The following is a 16555-nucleotide window of genomic DNA, read 5'->3' on the forward strand; positions in this document are numbered from 1 at the left end:
AGACAGCTCCACTTCACATCCGGAGGCCTTCACCTGTCTGCACGACAGGCCGTCACCGGTCATCTCAACTCAGGACAACGTCCCCGGACATCACATCTAGACCTCCCCGCGCTTCTTCCGCTCGGTGTACTCCCGCATCCGCTTCGGGTAACCCACCCGCGCGACCTCGTACACCGGGATCGACCGGCGGTGGCCGAACTGCTGGGCCGCCTCCAGGCTGCCGATGCGGCGCCGGGTCCACTCGCCGTCGTGGGCGATCAACACCACAGTGGTCTCGGTGACGTTCGTCTTCGGCTCGACGAAGGCCTCGACACCCCGCCTCGAGGCCACCCAGTCCTCCAGGTGCCGGGTGTCCTCGGAGCTGGCTTTCCGCAGCGTACCGGCCTTCTGCCCGCCCTTGGCGCGCCTGCGCAGCGAGTCGAAGAGCCCCACCACGACCACCTTCCCTCCCGAGACCTACACCACTCATTATCCCGATGTCCGCGTGTGGTCGGCGTCGCACACCCGGCTAGGTCGCAGCCCCGTCCGGCGTAGTGACAAGATGGCGGGTGTCGCGCGCGCGGTTATACCGCGCACAGGCGACGACAGAGCACCACCCCACTGCTTGCCGAGGAGTTATACAAGTGACCGACACCTCCGCCGACCTCGTGATCCTGGGAGGCGGATCGGGCGGCTACGCCGCGGCTTTCCGCGCGGCCGAGCTGGGCCTTTCCGTCACGCTGATCGAGAAGGACAAGCTGGGCGGGACCTGCCTCCACCGGGGCTGCATCCCGACCAAGGCCCTGCTCCACGCCGCCGAGGTCGCCGACGAAACCCGTGAGGCCGACGCCGTCGGCGTCAAGGCCTCCTTCGAGGGCATCGACATCGCCGGGGTCAACAAGTACAAGGACGGGATCGTCGCCCGCCTGTACAAGGGCCTGCAGGGCCTGGCCAAGGCGCACAAGGTGAACCTCGTCGAGGGCAGCGGCACGTTCGTCGGCGGCACCACCGTCGAGGTGGACGGCACCCGCTACACCGGCAAGAACGTCATCCTCGCCACCGGTTCGTACTCGCGCACGCTGCCCGGCCTGGAGCTCGGCGGCCGCATCATCGCCAGCGAGCAGGCCCTGTCCCTGGACTACGTCCCCAAGAAGGTCGTCGTCCTCGGTGGCGGTGTCATCGGCGTCGAGTTCGCCAGCGTCTGGGCCTCCTTCGGCGTGGACGTCACCATCGTCGAGGCGCTGCCGCGGCTGGTCCCGAACGAGGACGAGTTCGCGTCCAAGCAGCTCGAGCGCGCTTTCCGCCGCCGCAAGATCGCCTTCAAGACCGGCGTGCGGTTCACCGGCGCGAAGCAGGACGACAACGGCGTGGCCGTTTCGCTGGAGTCCGGCGAGACCATCGAGGCCGACCTGCTGCTGGTCGCCGTCGGCCGCGGGCCGAACTCGGCCGGCCACGGCTACGAGGAGGCCGGCGTCAAGATCGAGCGCGGCTTCGTCATCACCGACGAGCGGCTGCGCACCAACCTGCCGAACGTCTACGCCGTCGGCGACATCGTCCCCGGCCTGCAGCTCGCGCACCGCGGCTTCCAGCAGGGCATCTTCGTCGCCGAGGAGATCGCCGGGCAGAGCCCGCGCGTCATCGACGAGAGCGGCATCCCGCGGGTCACCTACTCGCACCCGGAGGTCGCGTCGGTCGGGCTGACCGAGTCGCAGGCGAAGGACAAGTACGGCGCCGACGTCACGACGTTCACCTATGACCTCGGCGGCAACGGCAAGAGCCAGATCCTCAAGACCTCCGGCGGGGTCAAGCTGGTCAAGGCCCCGGACGGCCCGGTCGTGGGCGTCCACATGGTCGGCGACCGCGTCGGCGAGCTGATCGGCGAAGCGCAGCTGATCTACAGCTGGGAGGCTTTCCCGGAGGACGTCGCACCCCTCATCCACGCCCACCCCACCCAGACCGAGGCCCTCGGTGAAGCGTTCCTCGCCCTCGCGGGGAAGCCGCTGCACGTGCACAGCTGACGTCCCACCAGCAGAATCCAGACCACGCAGAACTTGGAAGAGGAGTCAGCGAACGATGGCCTACTCCGTCACATTGCCGGAGCTCGGGGAGAGCGTCACCGAAGGCACCGTCACCCGGTGGCTTAAGCAGGAGGGCGACACCGTCGAGGTCGACGAGCCGTTGCTCGAGATCTCGACCGACAAGGTCGACACCGAGGTCCCCTCCCCGGTGGCGGGCACGGTCGTGAAGATCAGCGCCGCCGAGGACGAGACCGTCGAGGTCGGCGCCGAGCTCGCCGTCATCGACGACGGGTCCGGCGGCGTGCCCGAGTCTTCCTCCGCCCCCGCGCAGGAAGAGCAGAAGTCCGAGCCCGAGCCGGAACCCGAGCCGTCGCAGCCGGAGCCGCAGGCCGAGGACAGCGCTCCGAGCAAGCCGGACACCGCGCCGGCCGCCGGCGGCGAAGGCACCGAGGTGAAGTTGCCCGAGCTGGGCGAGAGCGTCACCGAGGGCACCGTCACGCGCTGGCTGAAGGCGGTCGGCGACTCGGTCGAGGTCGACGAGCCGCTGCTCGAGATCTCCACCGACAAGGTCGACACCGAGGTGCCGTCGCCGGTCGCCGGCACGGTGCTGGAGATCCGCGCGGGCGAGGACGAGACCGTCGAGGTCGGCGGCGTCCTGGCCGTCATCGGTGACGCGAACGCGGCGCCGAAGGCCGAGTCGAAGCCCAAGCCCGAGCCGAAGCCGGAACCCAAGCCCGAGCCCAAGCCGGAGCCGGTTCAGGAGTCGAAGCCCGAGCCCAAGCCGGAACCGAAGCCCGAGCCGCAGGCCGCGCCCGCGGCGAAGGCGGCCGAGGCGGCCCCGGCCGCCGCGGCGAAGGACGGTTCGGCGGACGGCCCGTACGTCACGCCGCTGGTCCGCAAGCTGGCGACCGAGCACGGCATCGACCTCGCGTCGCTGACCGGCAGCGGCGTCGGCGGCCGGATCCGCAAGCAGGACGTCCTGGCCGCGGCCGAGGAGAAGCAGAAGCAGCAGGCTCCTGCTCCCGCCGCTGCCCCGGCGGCCGCTGCCGCCCCGTCGGCGCCGGCCGCGCGTCCCGCGGCCCCGGTGTCGGCGGAACTGGCCGCGCTGCGCGGCACGGTCCAGAAGGCCAGCCGGATCCGCCAGATCACGGCCACCAAGACCCGCGAGTCGCTGCAGATCGCCGCGCAGCTCACGCAGGTCCAGGAGGTCGACGTCACGAAGATCGCCAAGCTGCGCTCGCGGGCGAAGGCGGCCTTCAAGGAGCGCGAGGGCGTCAACCTGACGTTCCTGCCGTTCTTCGCGAAGGCCACGGTCGAGGCGCTCAAGCAGCACCCGAACGTCAACGCGTCCTACAACGAGGACACGAAGGAGATCACCTACCACGGCGCCGTGCACCTGGGCATCGCGGTGGACACCGAGCGCGGGCTGCTCTCGGTCGTGATCCACGACGCCGGCGAGCTGAGCCTGGCCGGTCTCGCGCACCGGATCGCCGACCTGGCGGGCCGCGCGCGGTCGGGCCAGATCAAGCCGGACGAGCTGTCGGGCGGCACGTTCTCGATCACGAACATCGGCAGCGTCGGCGCGCTGTTCGACACGCCGATCATCGTGCAGCCGCAGTCGGGCATCCTCGGCACCGGCGCGGTCGTCAAGCGCCCGGTGGTCATCGCCGACGCCGACGGCAACGACACGATCGCCGTCCGGTCGATGGCGTACCTGCCGCTGACCTACGACCACCGCCTGGTGGACGGGGCCGACGCGGGCCGCTTCCTGACGACGATCAAGCAGCGCCTGGAAGAGGGCAACTTCGAGGGCGAACTCGGCCTCTGAAGTCTCCGCTGACGAAGGCCGCCACGGATTTTCCGTGGCGGCCTTCGTCGTGTCCGGGAGTGCGGTCGCGCAGCGGATGCGCAACGATCGGGGCATGCGAGTACTCATCGCCGGAGCGAGCGGCTTGATCGGGTCGGCGCTGGGCGAGCGCCTGCTGGGTGACGGGCACGAAGTCCGCCGCCTGGTGCGGCGGGAAGCGCGCGGGGGCGGGGAATTCCGCTGGGACCCGCCGTCCGGGACCATCGCCGAGGGCGCCTTCGAGGGCGTGGACGCCGTGGTGAACCTGGGTGGCAAGCCGTTGTTCCCCGGCCGGTGGAGCGCGATGCGCAAGCAGCAGCTCACCGACAGCCGGGTCGAGCCGACCGAGGTGCTCGCCGAAGCCGTCGCCGAACACGGTGTCGGCGTGCTGGTCAACGCTTCCGCCGTCGGCTACTACGGCCACACCCACGAGTCCACTGTGGACGAATCCGCCCCACGCGGCGACGGGTTCCTCGCCGAGCTGTGCGAAGCCTGGGAAGCCGCGACGGCGCCGGCGGGCGACGCGCGGGTGGTGAACATCCGGACCGGGCTGGTGCTTTCGGCGAAGGGCGGCCTCTACGGCACCCTGCGGCCGCTTTTCCAGCTCTGCCTGGGCGGCCGCCTCGGCGACGGCCACCAGTACATGTCGTGGATCTCCCTCGAGGACGAGGTCGGCGCGATCGCCCACGTCCTGGCGAACGACGTGGCCGGGCCGGTGAACCTGACCGGGCCGGCGCCGGTGACCAACGCCGAGTTCACCCGCGCGGTCGGCCGCGCCCTGCACCGCCCGGCGCCGTGGTGGGTGCCGGGCATCGCGCTCAAAGCCGTACTGGGCCAGGCCGGCGAGGAAATGGCGTTGTTCGGGCAGCGGGCCGTCCCCGCCGCGTTGGAGCGGTCCGGCTACGAGTTCCGCCACCCGACGCTGGACCAAGCGCTCGCGGCGGCATGACGGTCCCGCTCAAACGCTGGCTCGTCGTCGGCCTCGCGCTGGCGGCGGCGTTCGTCGCGCTCGGCCTCGGCGTCGCGCGGCAGCCGCTGACGCTCGACTCCCGGGTGGCCAACGCCCTCCACGACGTCTACACGCAGCCGCTCGGCAAGGCGGCGGCGATCGGCAGCGACGTCCTCGGCCCGGTGCTCCCCTGGGTCCTCGGCGCGGCACTGCTCGCCTTGGCGCTGCGGCAGCGGCGGCACACGGGGCTGTGCGTGCGGCTCGCCGTCGTGCTGCTGCTGTGCCGGCTGACCAGCGTCGTGGCCAAGCCGCTCTTCCTGCGGGAGCGCCCCCGCGACTACCCCGACCTCAGCTACCCGAGCGGGCACGTGGTGTCGGTGGCGAGCACCGGGTTCGTGCTGGTGCTGCTGTGCGCGTGGCTGTGGCCGCGGCTGGTTCGCCGGGTCGCGCTGGGTTCCGCGGTGGCCGTTGTGGTGTGCGCCGCGTGCCGCGTCCTGCTGGGCGTGCACTGGGTGTCGGACACGATCGGCGCAGTGCTCGCGGTCACCGGTGTCGGGCTGCTCTCAGCGTGTGCCTTGCGGCTGCTTCCCCCGGGTGACGGGCGTAGCCTCGACGGGTGAGTTCTTCCCGCACTTCCTGCCGCGCCAGCACCGAGCCCGTCGACGTCCGGGAGCTCGGCACGATCGACTACACCGAAGCCTGGGAGCTCCAGCGGACCCGGCTCACCGAGCGCGCCGACGGCACCGCGCCGGACACGATGTTCCTGCTGCAGCACCCGTCGGTGTACACCGCGGGCAAGCGCACCGAGGAGGCCGACCGCCCGGCCGACGGCACCCCGGTGATCGACGTCGACCGCGGCGGCAAGATCACCTGGCACGGCCCGGGCCAGCTGGTCGGCTACCCGATCGTGAAGCTCGGCGACCCGATCGACGTCGTCCACTACGTGCGGCGGCTGGAGGAGGCGCTGATCCACGTGTGCGACGCCCTCGGCGTGCACAGCGGCCGGGTCGAGGGCCGCAGCGGCGTCTGGATCCCGGCGGACGACCGCGGCATCGAGCGCAAGATCGCGGCGATCGGCATCCGCGTCCAGCGCGGCGTGACGATGCACGGCTTCGAGCTGAACTGCAACGCGGACCTGAAGGCGTTCGACACGATCGTGCCGTGCGGCATCCGCGACGCGGGCGTGACGTCGCTGTCGTACGAGCTGCAGCGGGACGTGAGCGTGGAGGCGGTGCTCCCCCTGGCGCGCGACGCGGTCCTGGCGGCGCTGGAAGGCGAGCTCCCGGTGAGCGAGGACCGCTGGCTCCCCCGCCCGGCCGCGCCCGAGGCGCCCGGCGTCACCTTCGCCCTGCAGAACTGAAAGGCCGTGAATGGCACATTGAGGGACTAAGTGTCCCTCAATGTGCCATTCACGGACTTCGCGCTAATCCAGCTGCGGCGCGACCTCGGCCGCGACCAGCTCGAGCTGGTCCAGGTCCGCGAGGTCCAGCAGCTGCAGGTAGACGCGGGTGATCCCGGTCTTCTCCCGCCACTGCCCGATCCGGTCGACGACCTCGGCCGGTGTCCCGGCCAGGCCGTTCGCCCGCAGCTCGGTGAGGTCCCGCCCGATGGCCGACGCCCGGCGCGCAACCTCTTCGTCGGAGCGGCCGACGGCGATCGTCAGCGCCACCGAGCGCAGGATCTCCTTGGGGTCGCGGCCGATCTCGGCTGCCGCGGCGTCGACGCGGGCGAACTGCGCGGCCGCCGCGTCGGCGTCGGCGAACGGCAGGTTGAACTCGTCCGCGAACCGGGCCGCCAGCGCCGGGGTGCGCTTCTTGCCCTGGCCGCCGATGATCACCGGCGGCGCCGGCGACTGCGCGGGCTTCGGCAGGCCCGGCGACTCCGTCAGCGAGTAGTACTCGCCCTTGAAGGAGTACGTCGAGCCCGCGGGCGTCTTCCACAGCCCGGTGATGATCTCGAGCTGCTCGGCGTAGCGGTCGAAGCGCTCCTTCAGCGGCGGCAGCGTGAGGCCGTACGCCTCGTGCTCGGCGTCGTACCAGCCGGAGCCGAGGCCGAACTCGACGCGCCCGCCGGACATCCGGTCCACCTGCGCGACCGAGATCGCGAGCGGGCCGGGGTACCGGAACGTCGCCGCGGTGACGAGCGTGCCGAGCCGGATCCGGCTGGTCTCCCGGGCCAGGCCGGCGAGGGTGATCCACGCGTCGGTCGGGCCGGGCAGGCCGTCGGCCGAGCCCATCTTCAGGTAGTGGTCGCTGCGGAAGAAGGCGTCGTAGCCGGCGGCTTCGGTCGCCTTCGCGACACGCAGCAGGTCGTCGTAGCTGGCCCCCTGCTGGGGCTCGGTGAAGATCCTCAAGTCCACGAAGATCAGCCTATAGAGACGTCGGGCTCCGTGCGCCTCAGCCGTACCAGCATGCGGACGATGACGTCCTCGATCTCGGCGCCGACCTTCTTCGGGTCCGGCGAACTGGCGATTTCGGTCGCCGCGCTCGACAGCGCGCCGAACAGCAGCCGCGCGGTCACCTCGACCGGCACGGGCTCGACCTCGCCGGCGTCGATCAGCGACTGCAGCCCGGACCGCACGAGCCCGAAGCTGCAGCGCTCCTCGGCTTCGCGCCAGCGTTCCCAGCCCATGACGACCGGCGCCTCGTGGATGGCGATCCGCTGGTAGGCGGGGTCGAGACAGGCGCGGATGAACGCGTTGAGACCGCCGAGCGCGCGTTCCCACGGCGAGCCCTCACCGTGCATGATCTTGTCGAGGCGGTCGTAGACGAGGCTTTCGACCTGGTCGAACGCGGCTTCGAAGAGCGCCTGCTTGCCGCTGAAGTGGTGGTACAGCGCGCCTTTGGTGACCCGGGCGCGTTTGGCGATCTCGTCCAGCGAGGTTCCCGCGTACCCGCGCTTGGTGAACAGTTCGACCGCGCTGTCGACCAGCGCCGAACGCGTCGACTCGGAGTAGTCGAGTCGTCTGGACCTCATTGTCGCCACCTTCACAACCTTACGCCCGGAGGATCTCTCCGTACTCATGGTATGTTCGCGTCGTCAGGTCCGTACCGGGAGTATGCCGCAGACCCGCGGTATGACCCGGGCCACGGAAGGGGAGCCCCACGATGAGCTGGACAGACTTCTACCGACGTCAGGAAATCCTCGAAGCGACCGTCCGCCTGGCGGGCCGCAACCCGGCCGCGCCACTGCCGCTCGACGAGGTCCCCGGTGCCGAAGAGCACTTCGGCACCGAGGAGAACGTCCTCCTGGCCCTGCAGTACCAGTGGACCCGGACGCTGAGCGGCCGCCTGCGCGCCGAGGTCACCGACCCGGACGACGCCGACGGCCTCGGCGACCACGTCGACGCCGTCACGCGGGCGTGGCGTTCCGCCGTCGAGGAGCACGAGACGCTGCGAGCGGTGCTCGACGGGGCTTACGAGCGGCACGCGTCGCTGCGCCGGATGCACGAAGGCGAGCTGCGGATGCTCGCCGTGACGGCCGGGCTGGCCGACCCGCGTGAGCCGGGTGAAGAGATCGCCAAGGTGGGTTACGCGCTCGAGGCGCTGCTGCGCACGAGCCGTTCGGAAGCACCTCGCCGGCGTCCCGTCATGGGACACCTGCGGCGCCTGCTCGCGCCGAGTGCGTGAACAGGGTTTAGTAAGCGCATGACGGAGCGCTGGACCGACGCCGACATCCCCGACCAGACCGGCCGGACCGTGCTGGTCACCGGGGCGAATTCGGGACTCGGGCTGCGCACCGCCGAGGTGCTCGCGAGCAAGGGGGCTCGCGTGCTCCTCGCCTGCCGCTCCGCCGAACGCGGGGCGAAGGCACTGGACATCGTCAAGACGGCCGCCGCGGGCGCCGGGCCCGAGCTCATCCCACTGGACCTGAGCGAGCTCGCCTCGGTGCGCGCGGCCGCCGCGACGGCCCGCGACCTGACCGGGGATGGCCTGGACGTCCTCGTCAACAACGCCGGCGTGATGGCGACCGCCCGCGGCCGCACCGCCGACGGCTTCGAGCTGCAGTTCGGCACCAACTACCTCGGCCACGCGGCGCTGACGTGGCTGCTGATGCCCGCCCTGCGCGGCCGCGTCGTCACGCTGTCGAGCCTGGCCGCCGTCGGCGCCCGCATCCACCTCGACGACCCGAACGGCGACCACCGCCGCTACAACGCGGCCGCCGCGTACGGGCAGTCGAAGCTCGCCGACCAGGTGTTCGCGCTCGAACTGGACCGCCGCCTGCGCGCGGCCGGCTCGGACGTCATCAGCGTCGCCGCCCACCCGGGCTACACCGCGACGGGACTCGGCAGCGGCATGGCCCGGTCGTACTCGAACCCGGTGGTGCGCTCGCTGATCGCGGGCGGCCACCGCGCCGGCGAGGTGCTGTTCGCCCAGAACACCCGCATCGGCGCCCTCCCGCAGCTCTACGCGGCGACGGCCGACGGCGTCGAAGGCGGCGGCTACTTCGGTCCCCGCGGCCTCGGCAACCTGCGCGGATACCCCGCGGCGGTGCCGACCGTGGCCGCCGCGCGCAGCGAGTCGCTGGGGTCGGCGTTGTGGGAGCTGACGGCGAAGCTGACCGGCATCACCCCCGACCCCGCGTAGCCCGGACGGGCGTACGGTTGAGGTGTGAGTGCTGCGCCAGAAGGCCGGAAGCTGCTGCGTCTCGAGGTTCGCAACAGTGAGACGCCGATCGAGAAGAAGCCGTCGTGGATCAAGACGCGGGTGCGGATGGGGCCGGAGTTCACCGAACTCAAGGGGCTCGTGCGTCGCGAAGGTCTGCACACCGTTTGCGAAGAGGCCGGTTGTCCCAACATCTACGAGTGCTGGGAAGACCGTGAGGCCACGTTCCTGATCGGTGGCGATCAATGCACCCGGCGGTGCGACTTCTGTCAGATCGACACGGGTAAGCCGGCTGCTCTCGATCGCACGGAACCGCGGAAGGTCGCGGAGTCCGTGCAGGCCATGGGTTTGCGGTACTCGACGGTCACTGGTGTGGCTCGTGATGATCTTCCCGATGGTGGGGCTTGGCTGTACGCGGAGACTGTCCGGCAGATCCACGCGCTGAACCCGGGTACGGGTGTCGAGTTGCTGATTCCGGACTTCAACGCCGACCCCGAGCAGCTGACCGAAGTGTTCGGGTCGCGGCCGGAGGTGTTGGCGCACAACGTGGAGACGGTGCCGCGGATCTTCAAGCGGATCCGTCCCGGGTTCCGTTACGCGCGTTCACTGGAGGTCATCACGGCGGCTCGTGAGGCCGGTTTGGTGACGAAGTCGAACCTGATCCTCGGCATGGGTGAGACGCCTGACGAGGTGGCTCCGGCGATGCGGGACCTGGTTGACGCGGGGTGCGAGATCCTGACGATCACGCAGTACCTGCGTCCCTCGCCGCGGCACCATCCGGTCGATCGGTGGGTGAAGCCGGAGGAGTTCGTGGAGCACTCGAAGGCTGCGGAGGCGATGGGTTTCGCGGGTGTGATGGCGGGTCCGCTGGTGCGGTCGTCCTACCGCGCCGGACGGCTCTACGCCCAGACCAAGGCGCACCGCGGCGAAGTCCTGCCCGAGAACCTGGCCCACCTGGCCACCGAAGGGCCGGCCGCCCAGGAAGCGGCGTCACTGCTGGCGCGGTGACGCACGTCACTCCCTAGTCCTTAAAGGATCGGTAAAGTGGGTCGCATGGCCCTGGTTTCGGACCTCCTCAGCTGGTTGCAAGGACTCCCGGAACCGGGCCTCGTCGCGGCGACCGGCGGCCTGGTGTTCGCCGAATGCACAATCGGGCTGGGCTTCCTGGCCCCCGGCGAATCCGGCCTGCTCATCGCCGCGACGACGGCCACCACCCCGTCCCGGTTCGTGGTGCTGTGGCTGGTGGTCACGCTGTGCGCGACGGCGGGTGACGCGCTCGGCTACTTCATCGGCCGCCGCTTCGGACCCCGGCTGCGCGAGACGAAGCTGATCCGCAAGTACGGCCTCGACGCGTGGGACAAGGCGACCTCGGTGCTGGAACGCCGCGGCGCGTGGGCGGTGTTCTTCGCCCGGTTCCTGCCGGTGATCCGCACGTTGACGCCGGCCGCGGCGGGAACATCGGGCCTGCCGTTCCGCAAGTTCCTGCCGGCCGCGGCGGCGGGCGCGTTCTGCTGGTCCCTGGTCCACATCAGCATCGGCGCGGCTTTGGGCGAAGCGGCAAAGCGCATCGAGGGAGCGCTGAACACGGGCGGGTTGATAGTGGTGGGCGCGCTCGCGGCGGTGGCGGTGTTCTTCTTGCTGCGCATGAAGAAGCGCAAGGCCCTGGCGGCGGAGCCGGAGCCGGAGCCGGAAAAGGTCCCCTGACCCAGGCCCCGAGCGCCACGAAAGTCGCGACCCCGGCGGGGAAGCGCCCCAATGTGGCCTTGGTTGCGTCTCACGCACCCAATGTGGCCTTCGTTGCGTCTCACGCACCCAATGTGGCCTTCGTTGCGTCTCACGCACCGAAGGCCACATTGGGGCGCTTGGGTCCCGGCCCCTGAGGGTGCGGCCCGAGCGGACCCGCGCCGCACCCTCCCGGTGTCAACGGCGGGCGCGCGCCGCCTTGCCGGTGGCCCAGCCGACCAAGCCGAGCGCCAGCAGCGCCCCACCGGCGACGAACGGCCAGGTTCCCTTGCCCGGCGCCGGAACCGGCGCGGCCGCCAGGTCGTAACCACCCAGCTTCCCCTGCGCCCGGTAAGCCGAACCGGGCAGCTTGTCGCCGTACAGCCGGTGCACCAGCTGCTGGTACGCCGCCACCGGCACGCCGTCCCCGACCCGCTGCCGGGCCGGGTCGTTGAGCGCCAGCACGCGGCCGTCGCGCACCCGGTACCACGCGTTGACCTGCGGCTCGGTGAACACCAGGTCGCCGCCGGCCTGCGCCGGGTACGTCAGCTCCTCGGTGCCCGTCGTGAAGTTCGTCGCGGTCCAGCCGGCCGCCGCGCGCTCCACCCACACCGTCGCCTGACGACCCGTCGCCGCCGACGTCCGCACCGCGTAGTACGCGAACGAAGCCGGCGCCGCACCCGGTGTCCCGGCGACGAACGCCGGGTCGAGCGAGTTCACCGCGACCGGCGAGCCCGCCACCTCGGGCGTCACGGCGGCGGCCCGCGCCACGCCGGCCCGCCGGTCGAGCTGGCCGTAGAACGCCGAAAGCTGGGGCTGCGCCGCCCGGACCGCCGCGACGACGTCATCGGCAGGCGAACCAGAGGCCGACGCCGTGCCACCGAAACCGATCACCAGCGCCGCACCCGCGAGCAGGACACCCAATCCACGGAAGAGGTTCATCTCACGCCCCGATCCGGTAGAGGGACTGCGCCCACTGGAACTGCCCGTTGCGGACGTAGCTCGAGTGCGCCATCGCGCTGTAGCGCTGGCTGCTCGGCCACGGGTCGCCGTAGTAGACGAGCCCGCTCGCGTCGTAGCCGTAGATCACCTGGGCGTGCCCGCCGCCGGCGGTCCAGTAGATGCCCGTCTCGATCGGGCGGCGCGCACCGATCTCGGTCTGCACCGAGGCCAGGCTGAGCGCGCCGGTCACCGTGCCGGGACGCAGCCCGAGCGCCTGGTAGCCGCGCTGGACGTACGTCAGCTCGCCGGCCTGGTTGGGGCACTGCGAGCCGGCCGGGTAGCCGCGCGAGTAGTCGCAGAAGGTGTTCTGGCTGACGTTCGTTCCGTAGCCGAGGAACCGCGCGATCGTCAGGCCGCTCGCGGCCCAGCACCACTGGTTCTGTTCCTGGACCAGCTGGCTGATCGACAACGTCGTCGCTTCGGTCGTCGCGCTCGCGGGCGGGGAGAGCAGGCCGGTGAGGGCCGCGCACAGCGCGCCGAGCGCCATTGCTCGTCTGAAGTGCATTCGTTGCTCCTTGTCGGCAACAGGTGGGGACTTCGTGAGCTTCTCCCGTTGCCGCGCCGGGCAGTAATCCCAAGCGGGATAACACCGGCGTTATGCCGCCTATCGGGCGGGCGCGAGCCCGCACCAGCGCGCGAAGTGCGGATTCCGGTGCCGCGACGCCGAATACGCGGCTTCCGCGCACCGGAACACCTCGCCGGTGGTCGGCGTGCGGGCGTCGTCCTCGCGCGTCGCGAACAGCAGCGTCGTCCACAGCGGGTCGCCGCGCAGGGGCAGCGCGACCAGGCCCGGCGGGGGCGCCGACGCCGCCTGCGCGAGGCAGACCGCGCCCTGGGCGATGAGCGTCCCCGCGGTGCCCGCCTCCGACGTGAAGTGCCGCACCCGCGGGCTGAACCCGGCCGCCGCGCACGCCTGCAGGAACCGCACGCGCACGCAGTTTTCGTGCGGGGGCGGGAGAATCCAGTCGCAGCCGGCCAGGTCGGCGAGGTCGACGACGCCGTCGCGGATCGCCGGGTGTCCCTCGGAGATCCCGACGAAGATCGGCTCGGTGGCGAGCGTCCGGACGGTCAGGCCGGCGAAGTGGTGCGCCTCGGTGCCGTCGAAGCGTTCGAGCAGCGCGACGTCGACGCGGCCCGTCGAGAGCAGCTTCAACAACATCAGCGACGCCGGCTCGGCGTAGGTCTGGACGTCGAGCTCCCGCTCCCCCAGCTCCTCGATGAACCGGCCGATGATGAGCAGCGGCACGTACCCGATCCGCAGCGTCTCCGGCCCGCTTTCGCCGTGCCGCCGCGCGGAGGCGACGAGCGCCTGCATGTCGGACAGCAGCGCGTCGGCGCGAGCGAGCACGAACCGGCCGAGCTCGGTCGGGCGGACGCCGCTGGGGCCGCGGACGAACAGGTCGCCGCCGAGGATCCGCTCGATCCGCTTGAGCTGCGCGGTGAGCGCGGGCTGGCTGACGCCGAGGACGGTCGCGGCACGGCTCACGCTGCCGCCGTCCGCGACAGCGCGGACGGCCCTGAGATGGCGCAGCTCCAGCTCGGCCACGCCCAGCAGGCTAACGCCGTCCTCATGGCCCGCACGACCTGCGAAAGTCGGGCTTACTACATTCGGCGGTATGAGTCTCGCGGATCTTCCCCGGCCGGTCGGGTACGTCCTCGGCGGGGGCGGCAGCCTCGGCGCCATGCAGGTCGGCATGCTGCGCGCGCTCGGCGAAGCCGGGCTGTCCCCCGATCTGGTGACGGGCACGTCGGTCGGCTCGCTGAACGCGGCGGTGCTCGCCCTGCCCGGCGCCGACCCGTTGCCGCGCCTGCACGGCATCTGGGCGCACATGACGCGGGCCGAGGCGTTCCCGGGCGGCGTGCTGAGCCGCGTCCGGACGCTGACGCAGAGCAAGACGCACCTGTTCCCCAACAGCGGCCTGTCGGGGATCATCGCCGACCACCTCGGCGCCGAAACCCGCTTCGAGGACCTGGCGCTGCCGCTCGGCGTCGTCACGACGCAGGTCGACACGGCCGAGCCGCTGCTGATCCGGTCCGGGCGGCTGCTCGAGCCGCTGCTGGCGAGCTGCGCGATCCCCGGGATCTTCCCGCCGGTGGAGCACGACGGGCGGTTGCTGTACGACGGCGGGCTCGTCGCGAACGTGCCGATGCGCCAGGCGTTGGCGATGGGCGCGAAGTCGCTGGTGGTGCTGGATTGCGCGTTCCCGGGGAAACTGCCCGAGGCGCCGCGGACGTTCGCCGAGGTGATGATGTTCACCGCGATGATCAGCATGCGGAACCAGGCGGTGCTGGAAGCGCCGGTGGCGGCGGCTTCGGTGCCGGTGGTGTACCTGCCGGGGCCGGCGCCGGTACGTGTGAACCCGCTCGATTTCGGGCACACCGAAGCACTGGCGGAGGAGGCGTACTCGGCCGCCCGCGAGTTCCTGGACGGGATCTCGGTGAGCGGGCCGGGACTCTACGGTGCGCCGGGCCTCGTCGTCACGTGATCCGCGTCACGCCGATGCACCGATCCGCCGGGAAGAACGTCATCGCTATCGCGTAGTTTTGAATGACGAATGCCCGCCGATCCCAATTCCCAAAAAGAGACAATATGCTCCCCAAGAAGATTTTACTTTCGGTGGCCGGAATCCTCGCCGGAGCACTGCTGCTTTCCGCCTGCTCGTCCGATGACAACGGCGGATCGCCCGCCGGCGGGACGCCCGCGTCCGGGTCCGCTTCGGCGTCCGCGACACCGGTCGCGGTGTCGTTCGAGCCCGCGGGCGGCACGGGGGTGAACCCGGCGACGCCCGTCGTCGTCAAGGCCGCCAACGGGAAGCTCCTCGACGTCACGGTGACCAACACCGCGAAGGGGAACAAGGTCGCCGGCAAGCTCGCCGCGGACGGCACGAGCTGGACGACGACCGAGCCCCTCGGCTACGGCGTGACGTACAAGATCGTCGCGCACGCCCAGGGCGCGGACGGCAAGGCGGTCGAGCAGGACAACCAGATCAGCACGATCGCACCGAAGAAGCAGGCGAACGCCAACCTGATCCCGGCCCCGTCCGCGGTGGCGAGCACGGGTGTCGGCGTGGGCCAGCCGATCGTGTTCAGCTTCGGCAAGATCGCCGTCAAGAACAAGGCGGCGGTTGAGAAGGCCCTGACGGTGGAGTCGACGCCGAAGCAGGAGGGCAGCTGGTACTGGATCGACGACTCGAACGTCCACTACCGGCCGAAGGAGTACTGGAAGGCCGGCACGACGCTCAAGGTGTCGGCGAAGATCTACGGCGTCGACTTCGGCGGCGGCGTGTTCGGCGCGGAGGACCGCACGGAGACGTACAAGGTCCACGATTCCTGGATCGCGAAGGCGGACGGGAACACCGAGCAGATGCAGATCTTCCACAACGGCGCGATGGTGAAGTCGATGCCGATCTCGATGGGCAAGGACGCGACCCCCACCCATTTGGGCGCGCACGTCATTTCGGACAAGCAGGCCAATTACACGATGGACTCGTGCACGTACGGCGTCTGCCCGCCGGACCCGAAGGCGTACCGGTCGAACGAGAAGTTCTCCGAGCGCATCTCCAACGACGGCGAGTTCGTCCACGAGAACCCGAACAGCGTGGGGCAGCAGGGCAGCTCGAACGTGTCGCACGGGTGCATCAACCTCAACGGGGCCAATGCCCAGTGGTTCTTCCAGAACATGGGGTTGGGGGACGTCGTGGAGGTGACCAACTCGGGTGGGCCGCAGCTGCCGGTTTGGGATCTGTACGGGGATTGGTCGAAGTCTTGGGCTGATTGGCAGGCCGGGTCGGCGGTGAAGTAGCCGGCTGGTGGGTTGTTTGTAGGTCGGCGGGAGGGCCGGGGCTCGGTGGAGCTCCGGCCCTTTTTTCGTGCCCGGGGGGCCGCTCACGAGCGATGGGTGCGAACGGACCTCTCGCATTACGCCGCGGGGACGGGCGCCGCTGCTGGTGCCGAGTCCGGTGAGCCCGCGGTCGCCGGTGGTCGACCCGAGGTCAATCCGATGGCCGCCATCGGCCCACGTGACCACTAGCGGCTCGGCCGGCTGGCCGCGCAGGGCGACCTTGCCGACCTCGGCCAGGTCAACCGGTCGGCCGTGCAAGCCACCTCGCCAGACTCGGCCGCTCGACCACCCAGCCGCGTGCCACGCGATGCGCGGCTCGGCCGACTGCCCAGCCGCGCATCGCGCAAGCCGCGCTGTCGAGTCCGGCTCGGTTGACCGCCGGGCACCGAAGCCGCGCGGGCCTGCCCCTGCCGGCCAGTCGCGGACATGACTGTGAACATGAAAAAGGGCCCGGGCCGGGAGACTCGCGTCTCAACCGGGCCCAGGCCCTTCTCCAAAATAAGTTCGGCGGTGTCCTACTCTCCCACAACCCTTCGGTTGCAGTACCATCGGCGCTGTCAGGCTTAGCTTCCGGGTTCGGAATGGGACCGGGCG

At 70.8% G+C, this 16555-nt stretch carries 17 protein-coding genes and 1 rRNA gene; 11 read left to right on the forward strand and 7 right to left on the reverse strand.

Translation table 11 applies throughout. The features are described 5' to 3' along the window. Positions 1 to 96 precede the first annotated feature (96 nt). The gene (locus BLV96_RS48840; RefSeq protein WP_086672391.1) at positions 97 to 441 is read right to left on the reverse strand and encodes an oxidoreductase; all 345 of its coding nucleotides are present in this window, start codon (positions 439 to 441) and stop codon (positions 97 to 99) included. A 182-nt stretch (positions 442 to 623) separates the two neighbouring features. Here BLV96_RS48840 and lpdA point away from each other — a divergent pair, with 182 nt between their 5' ends. The 5 genes from lpdA to lipB all read left to right on the forward strand — a co-directional run bounded on the left by lpdA (position 624) and on the right by lipB (position 6152). Next, entirely contained in the window at positions 624 to 1997 is a 1374-nt protein-coding gene (gene lpdA, locus BLV96_RS48845) for a dihydrolipoyl dehydrogenase (RefSeq protein ID WP_086672388.1), read from the forward strand. A gap of 55 nt (positions 1998 to 2052) precedes the next feature. Further along, on the forward strand, positions 2053 to 3825 hold the full coding sequence (gene sucB / locus BLV96_RS48850; RefSeq protein ID WP_086672386.1) for a 2-oxoglutarate dehydrogenase, E2 component, dihydrolipoamide succinyltransferase: 1773 nt from the start codon (positions 2053 to 2055) through the stop codon (positions 3823 to 3825). A gap of 94 nt (positions 3826 to 3919) precedes the next feature. Further along, positions 3920 to 4792 (forward strand): TIGR01777 family oxidoreductase, encoded by an 873-nt coding sequence (locus BLV96_RS48855; protein WP_086672393.1) that lies wholly within the window; start codon positions 3920 to 3922, stop codon positions 4790 to 4792. Next, positions 4789 to 5412, forward strand: a complete 624-nt coding sequence (locus BLV96_RS48860; protein ID WP_086672384.1) for a phosphatase PAP2 family protein — start codon at positions 4789 to 4791, stop codon at positions 5410 to 5412. Before BLV96_RS48855 ends, BLV96_RS48860 begins: the two co-directional genes overlap by 4 nt. Then, positions 5409 to 6152, forward strand: coding sequence for a lipoyl(octanoyl) transferase LipB (lipB, locus tag BLV96_RS48865; protein WP_086672382.1), 744 nt, complete (start codon positions 5409 to 5411; stop codon positions 6150 to 6152). Before BLV96_RS48860 ends, lipB begins: the two co-directional genes overlap by 4 nt. 63 nt (positions 6153 to 6215) lie before the next feature. Here the strand turns inward: lipB and BLV96_RS48870 are convergent, their stop codons facing one another. Further along, the gene (locus tag BLV96_RS48870) at positions 6216 to 7151 is read right to left on the reverse strand and encodes an LLM class F420-dependent oxidoreductase (protein ID WP_086672380.1); all 936 of its coding nucleotides are present in this window, start codon (positions 7149 to 7151) and stop codon (positions 6216 to 6218) included. A 5-nt stretch (positions 7152 to 7156) separates the two neighbouring features. Continuing rightward, on the reverse strand, positions 7157 to 7768 hold the full coding sequence (locus BLV96_RS48875) for a TetR/AcrR family transcriptional regulator (RefSeq protein ID WP_086672378.1): 612 nt from the start codon (positions 7766 to 7768) through the stop codon (positions 7157 to 7159). 131 nt (positions 7769 to 7899) lie between these two features. On the opposite strand from BLV96_RS48875, the gene BLV96_RS48880 reads away from it, so the two are divergent. From BLV96_RS48880 to BLV96_RS48895, 4 genes are read left to right on the forward strand one after another with little or no spacing between them, the layout of a single operon-like run. Beyond that, the gene (locus BLV96_RS48880; RefSeq protein ID WP_086672376.1) at positions 7900 to 8421 is read left to right on the forward strand and encodes a hypothetical protein; all 522 of its coding nucleotides are present in this window, start codon (positions 7900 to 7902) and stop codon (positions 8419 to 8421) included. An 18-nt stretch (positions 8422 to 8439) separates the two neighbouring features. Further along, on the forward strand, positions 8440 to 9378 hold the full coding sequence (locus tag BLV96_RS48885; RefSeq protein WP_086672373.1) for an oxidoreductase: 939 nt from the start codon (positions 8440 to 8442) through the stop codon (positions 9376 to 9378). 24 nt (positions 9379 to 9402) lie between these two features. Then, a complete protein-coding gene (gene lipA / locus BLV96_RS48890; protein ID WP_086672370.1) occupies positions 9403 to 10404 on the forward strand; it encodes a lipoyl synthase in 1002 nt (333 codons plus the stop codon). A 45-nt stretch (positions 10405 to 10449) separates the two neighbouring features. Further along, positions 10450 to 11100, forward strand: coding sequence for a DedA family protein (locus BLV96_RS48895; protein ID WP_086672369.1), 651 nt, complete (start codon positions 10450 to 10452; stop codon positions 11098 to 11100). A gap of 216 nt (positions 11101 to 11316) precedes the next feature. Here the strand turns inward: BLV96_RS48895 and BLV96_RS48900 are convergent, their stop codons facing one another. From BLV96_RS48900 to BLV96_RS48910, 3 genes are all read right to left on the reverse strand, one after another. After that, a complete protein-coding gene (locus tag BLV96_RS48900) occupies positions 11317 to 12060 on the reverse strand; it encodes a hypothetical protein (protein ID WP_086684716.1) in 744 nt (247 codons plus the stop codon). 1 nt (position 12061) lies between these two features. Then, positions 12062 to 12625, reverse strand: coding sequence for a papain-like cysteine protease family protein (locus tag BLV96_RS48905; protein WP_086684713.1), 564 nt, complete (start codon positions 12623 to 12625; stop codon positions 12062 to 12064). 99 nt (positions 12626 to 12724) lie between these two features. Next, positions 12725 to 13666: a LysR family transcriptional regulator gene (locus BLV96_RS48910; RefSeq protein WP_158104240.1), complete on the reverse strand. Its 942-nt coding sequence runs from the start codon at positions 13664 to 13666 to the stop codon at positions 12725 to 12727. 70 nt (positions 13667 to 13736) lie between these two features. Here BLV96_RS48910 and BLV96_RS48915 point away from each other — a divergent pair, with 70 nt between their 5' ends. Continuing rightward, on the forward strand, positions 13737 to 14606 hold the full coding sequence (locus BLV96_RS48915) for a patatin-like phospholipase family protein (RefSeq protein WP_086684707.1): 870 nt from the start codon (positions 13737 to 13739) through the stop codon (positions 14604 to 14606). Between the two features lie 104 nt (positions 14607 to 14710). Continuing rightward, positions 14711 to 15922, forward strand: coding sequence for a L,D-transpeptidase (locus BLV96_RS48920; RefSeq protein WP_208608556.1), 1212 nt, complete (start codon positions 14711 to 14713; stop codon positions 15920 to 15922). 541 nt (positions 15923 to 16463) lie between these two features. On the opposite strand, the gene rrf is transcribed toward BLV96_RS48920, so the two are convergent. After that, positions 16464 to 16555: ribosomal RNA gene (rrf, locus tag BLV96_RS48925) — 5S ribosomal RNA — on the reverse strand; the annotation flags it as partial.

Source organism: Amycolatopsis pretoriensis, assembly GCF_900107925.1.
GTDB classification, from domain to species: Bacteria; Actinomycetota; Actinomycetes; order Mycobacteriales; family Pseudonocardiaceae; genus Amycolatopsis; species Amycolatopsis pretoriensis.

Coding starts and splice junctions, on each gene's coding strand:
- BLV96_RS48905 (WP_086684713.1), bottom strand. CDS start 12,625: ATGCACTTCAGACGAGCAATGGCGCTCGGCGCGCTGTGCGCGGCCCTC.
- BLV96_RS48880 (WP_086672376.1), top strand. CDS start 7,900: ATGAGCTGGACAGACTTCTACCGACGTCAGGAAATCCTCGAAGCGACC.
- BLV96_RS48860 (WP_086672384.1), top strand. CDS start 4,789: ATGACGGTCCCGCTCAAACGCTGGCTCGTCGTCGGCCTCGCGCTGGCG.
- BLV96_RS48895 (WP_086672369.1), top strand. CDS start 10,450: ATGGCCCTGGTTTCGGACCTCCTCAGCTGGTTGCAAGGACTCCCGGAA.
- BLV96_RS48920 (WP_208608556.1), top strand. CDS start 14,711: ATGCTCCCCAAGAAGATTTTACTTTCGGTGGCCGGAATCCTCGCCGGA.
- BLV96_RS48885 (WP_086672373.1), top strand. CDS start 8,440: ATGACGGAGCGCTGGACCGACGCCGACATCCCCGACCAGACCGGCCGG.
- BLV96_RS48875 (WP_086672378.1), bottom strand. CDS start 7,768: ATGAGGTCCAGACGACTCGACTACTCCGAGTCGACGCGTTCGGCGCTG.
- BLV96_RS48915 (WP_086684707.1), top strand. CDS start 13,737: ATGAGTCTCGCGGATCTTCCCCGGCCGGTCGGGTACGTCCTCGGCGGG.
- BLV96_RS48855 (WP_086672393.1), top strand. CDS start 3,920: ATGCGAGTACTCATCGCCGGAGCGAGCGGCTTGATCGGGTCGGCGCTG.
- sucB (WP_086672386.1), top strand. CDS start 2,053: ATGGCCTACTCCGTCACATTGCCGGAGCTCGGGGAGAGCGTCACCGAA.
- BLV96_RS48900 (WP_086684716.1), bottom strand. CDS start 12,060: ATGAACCTCTTCCGTGGATTGGGTGTCCTGCTCGCGGGTGCGGCGCTG.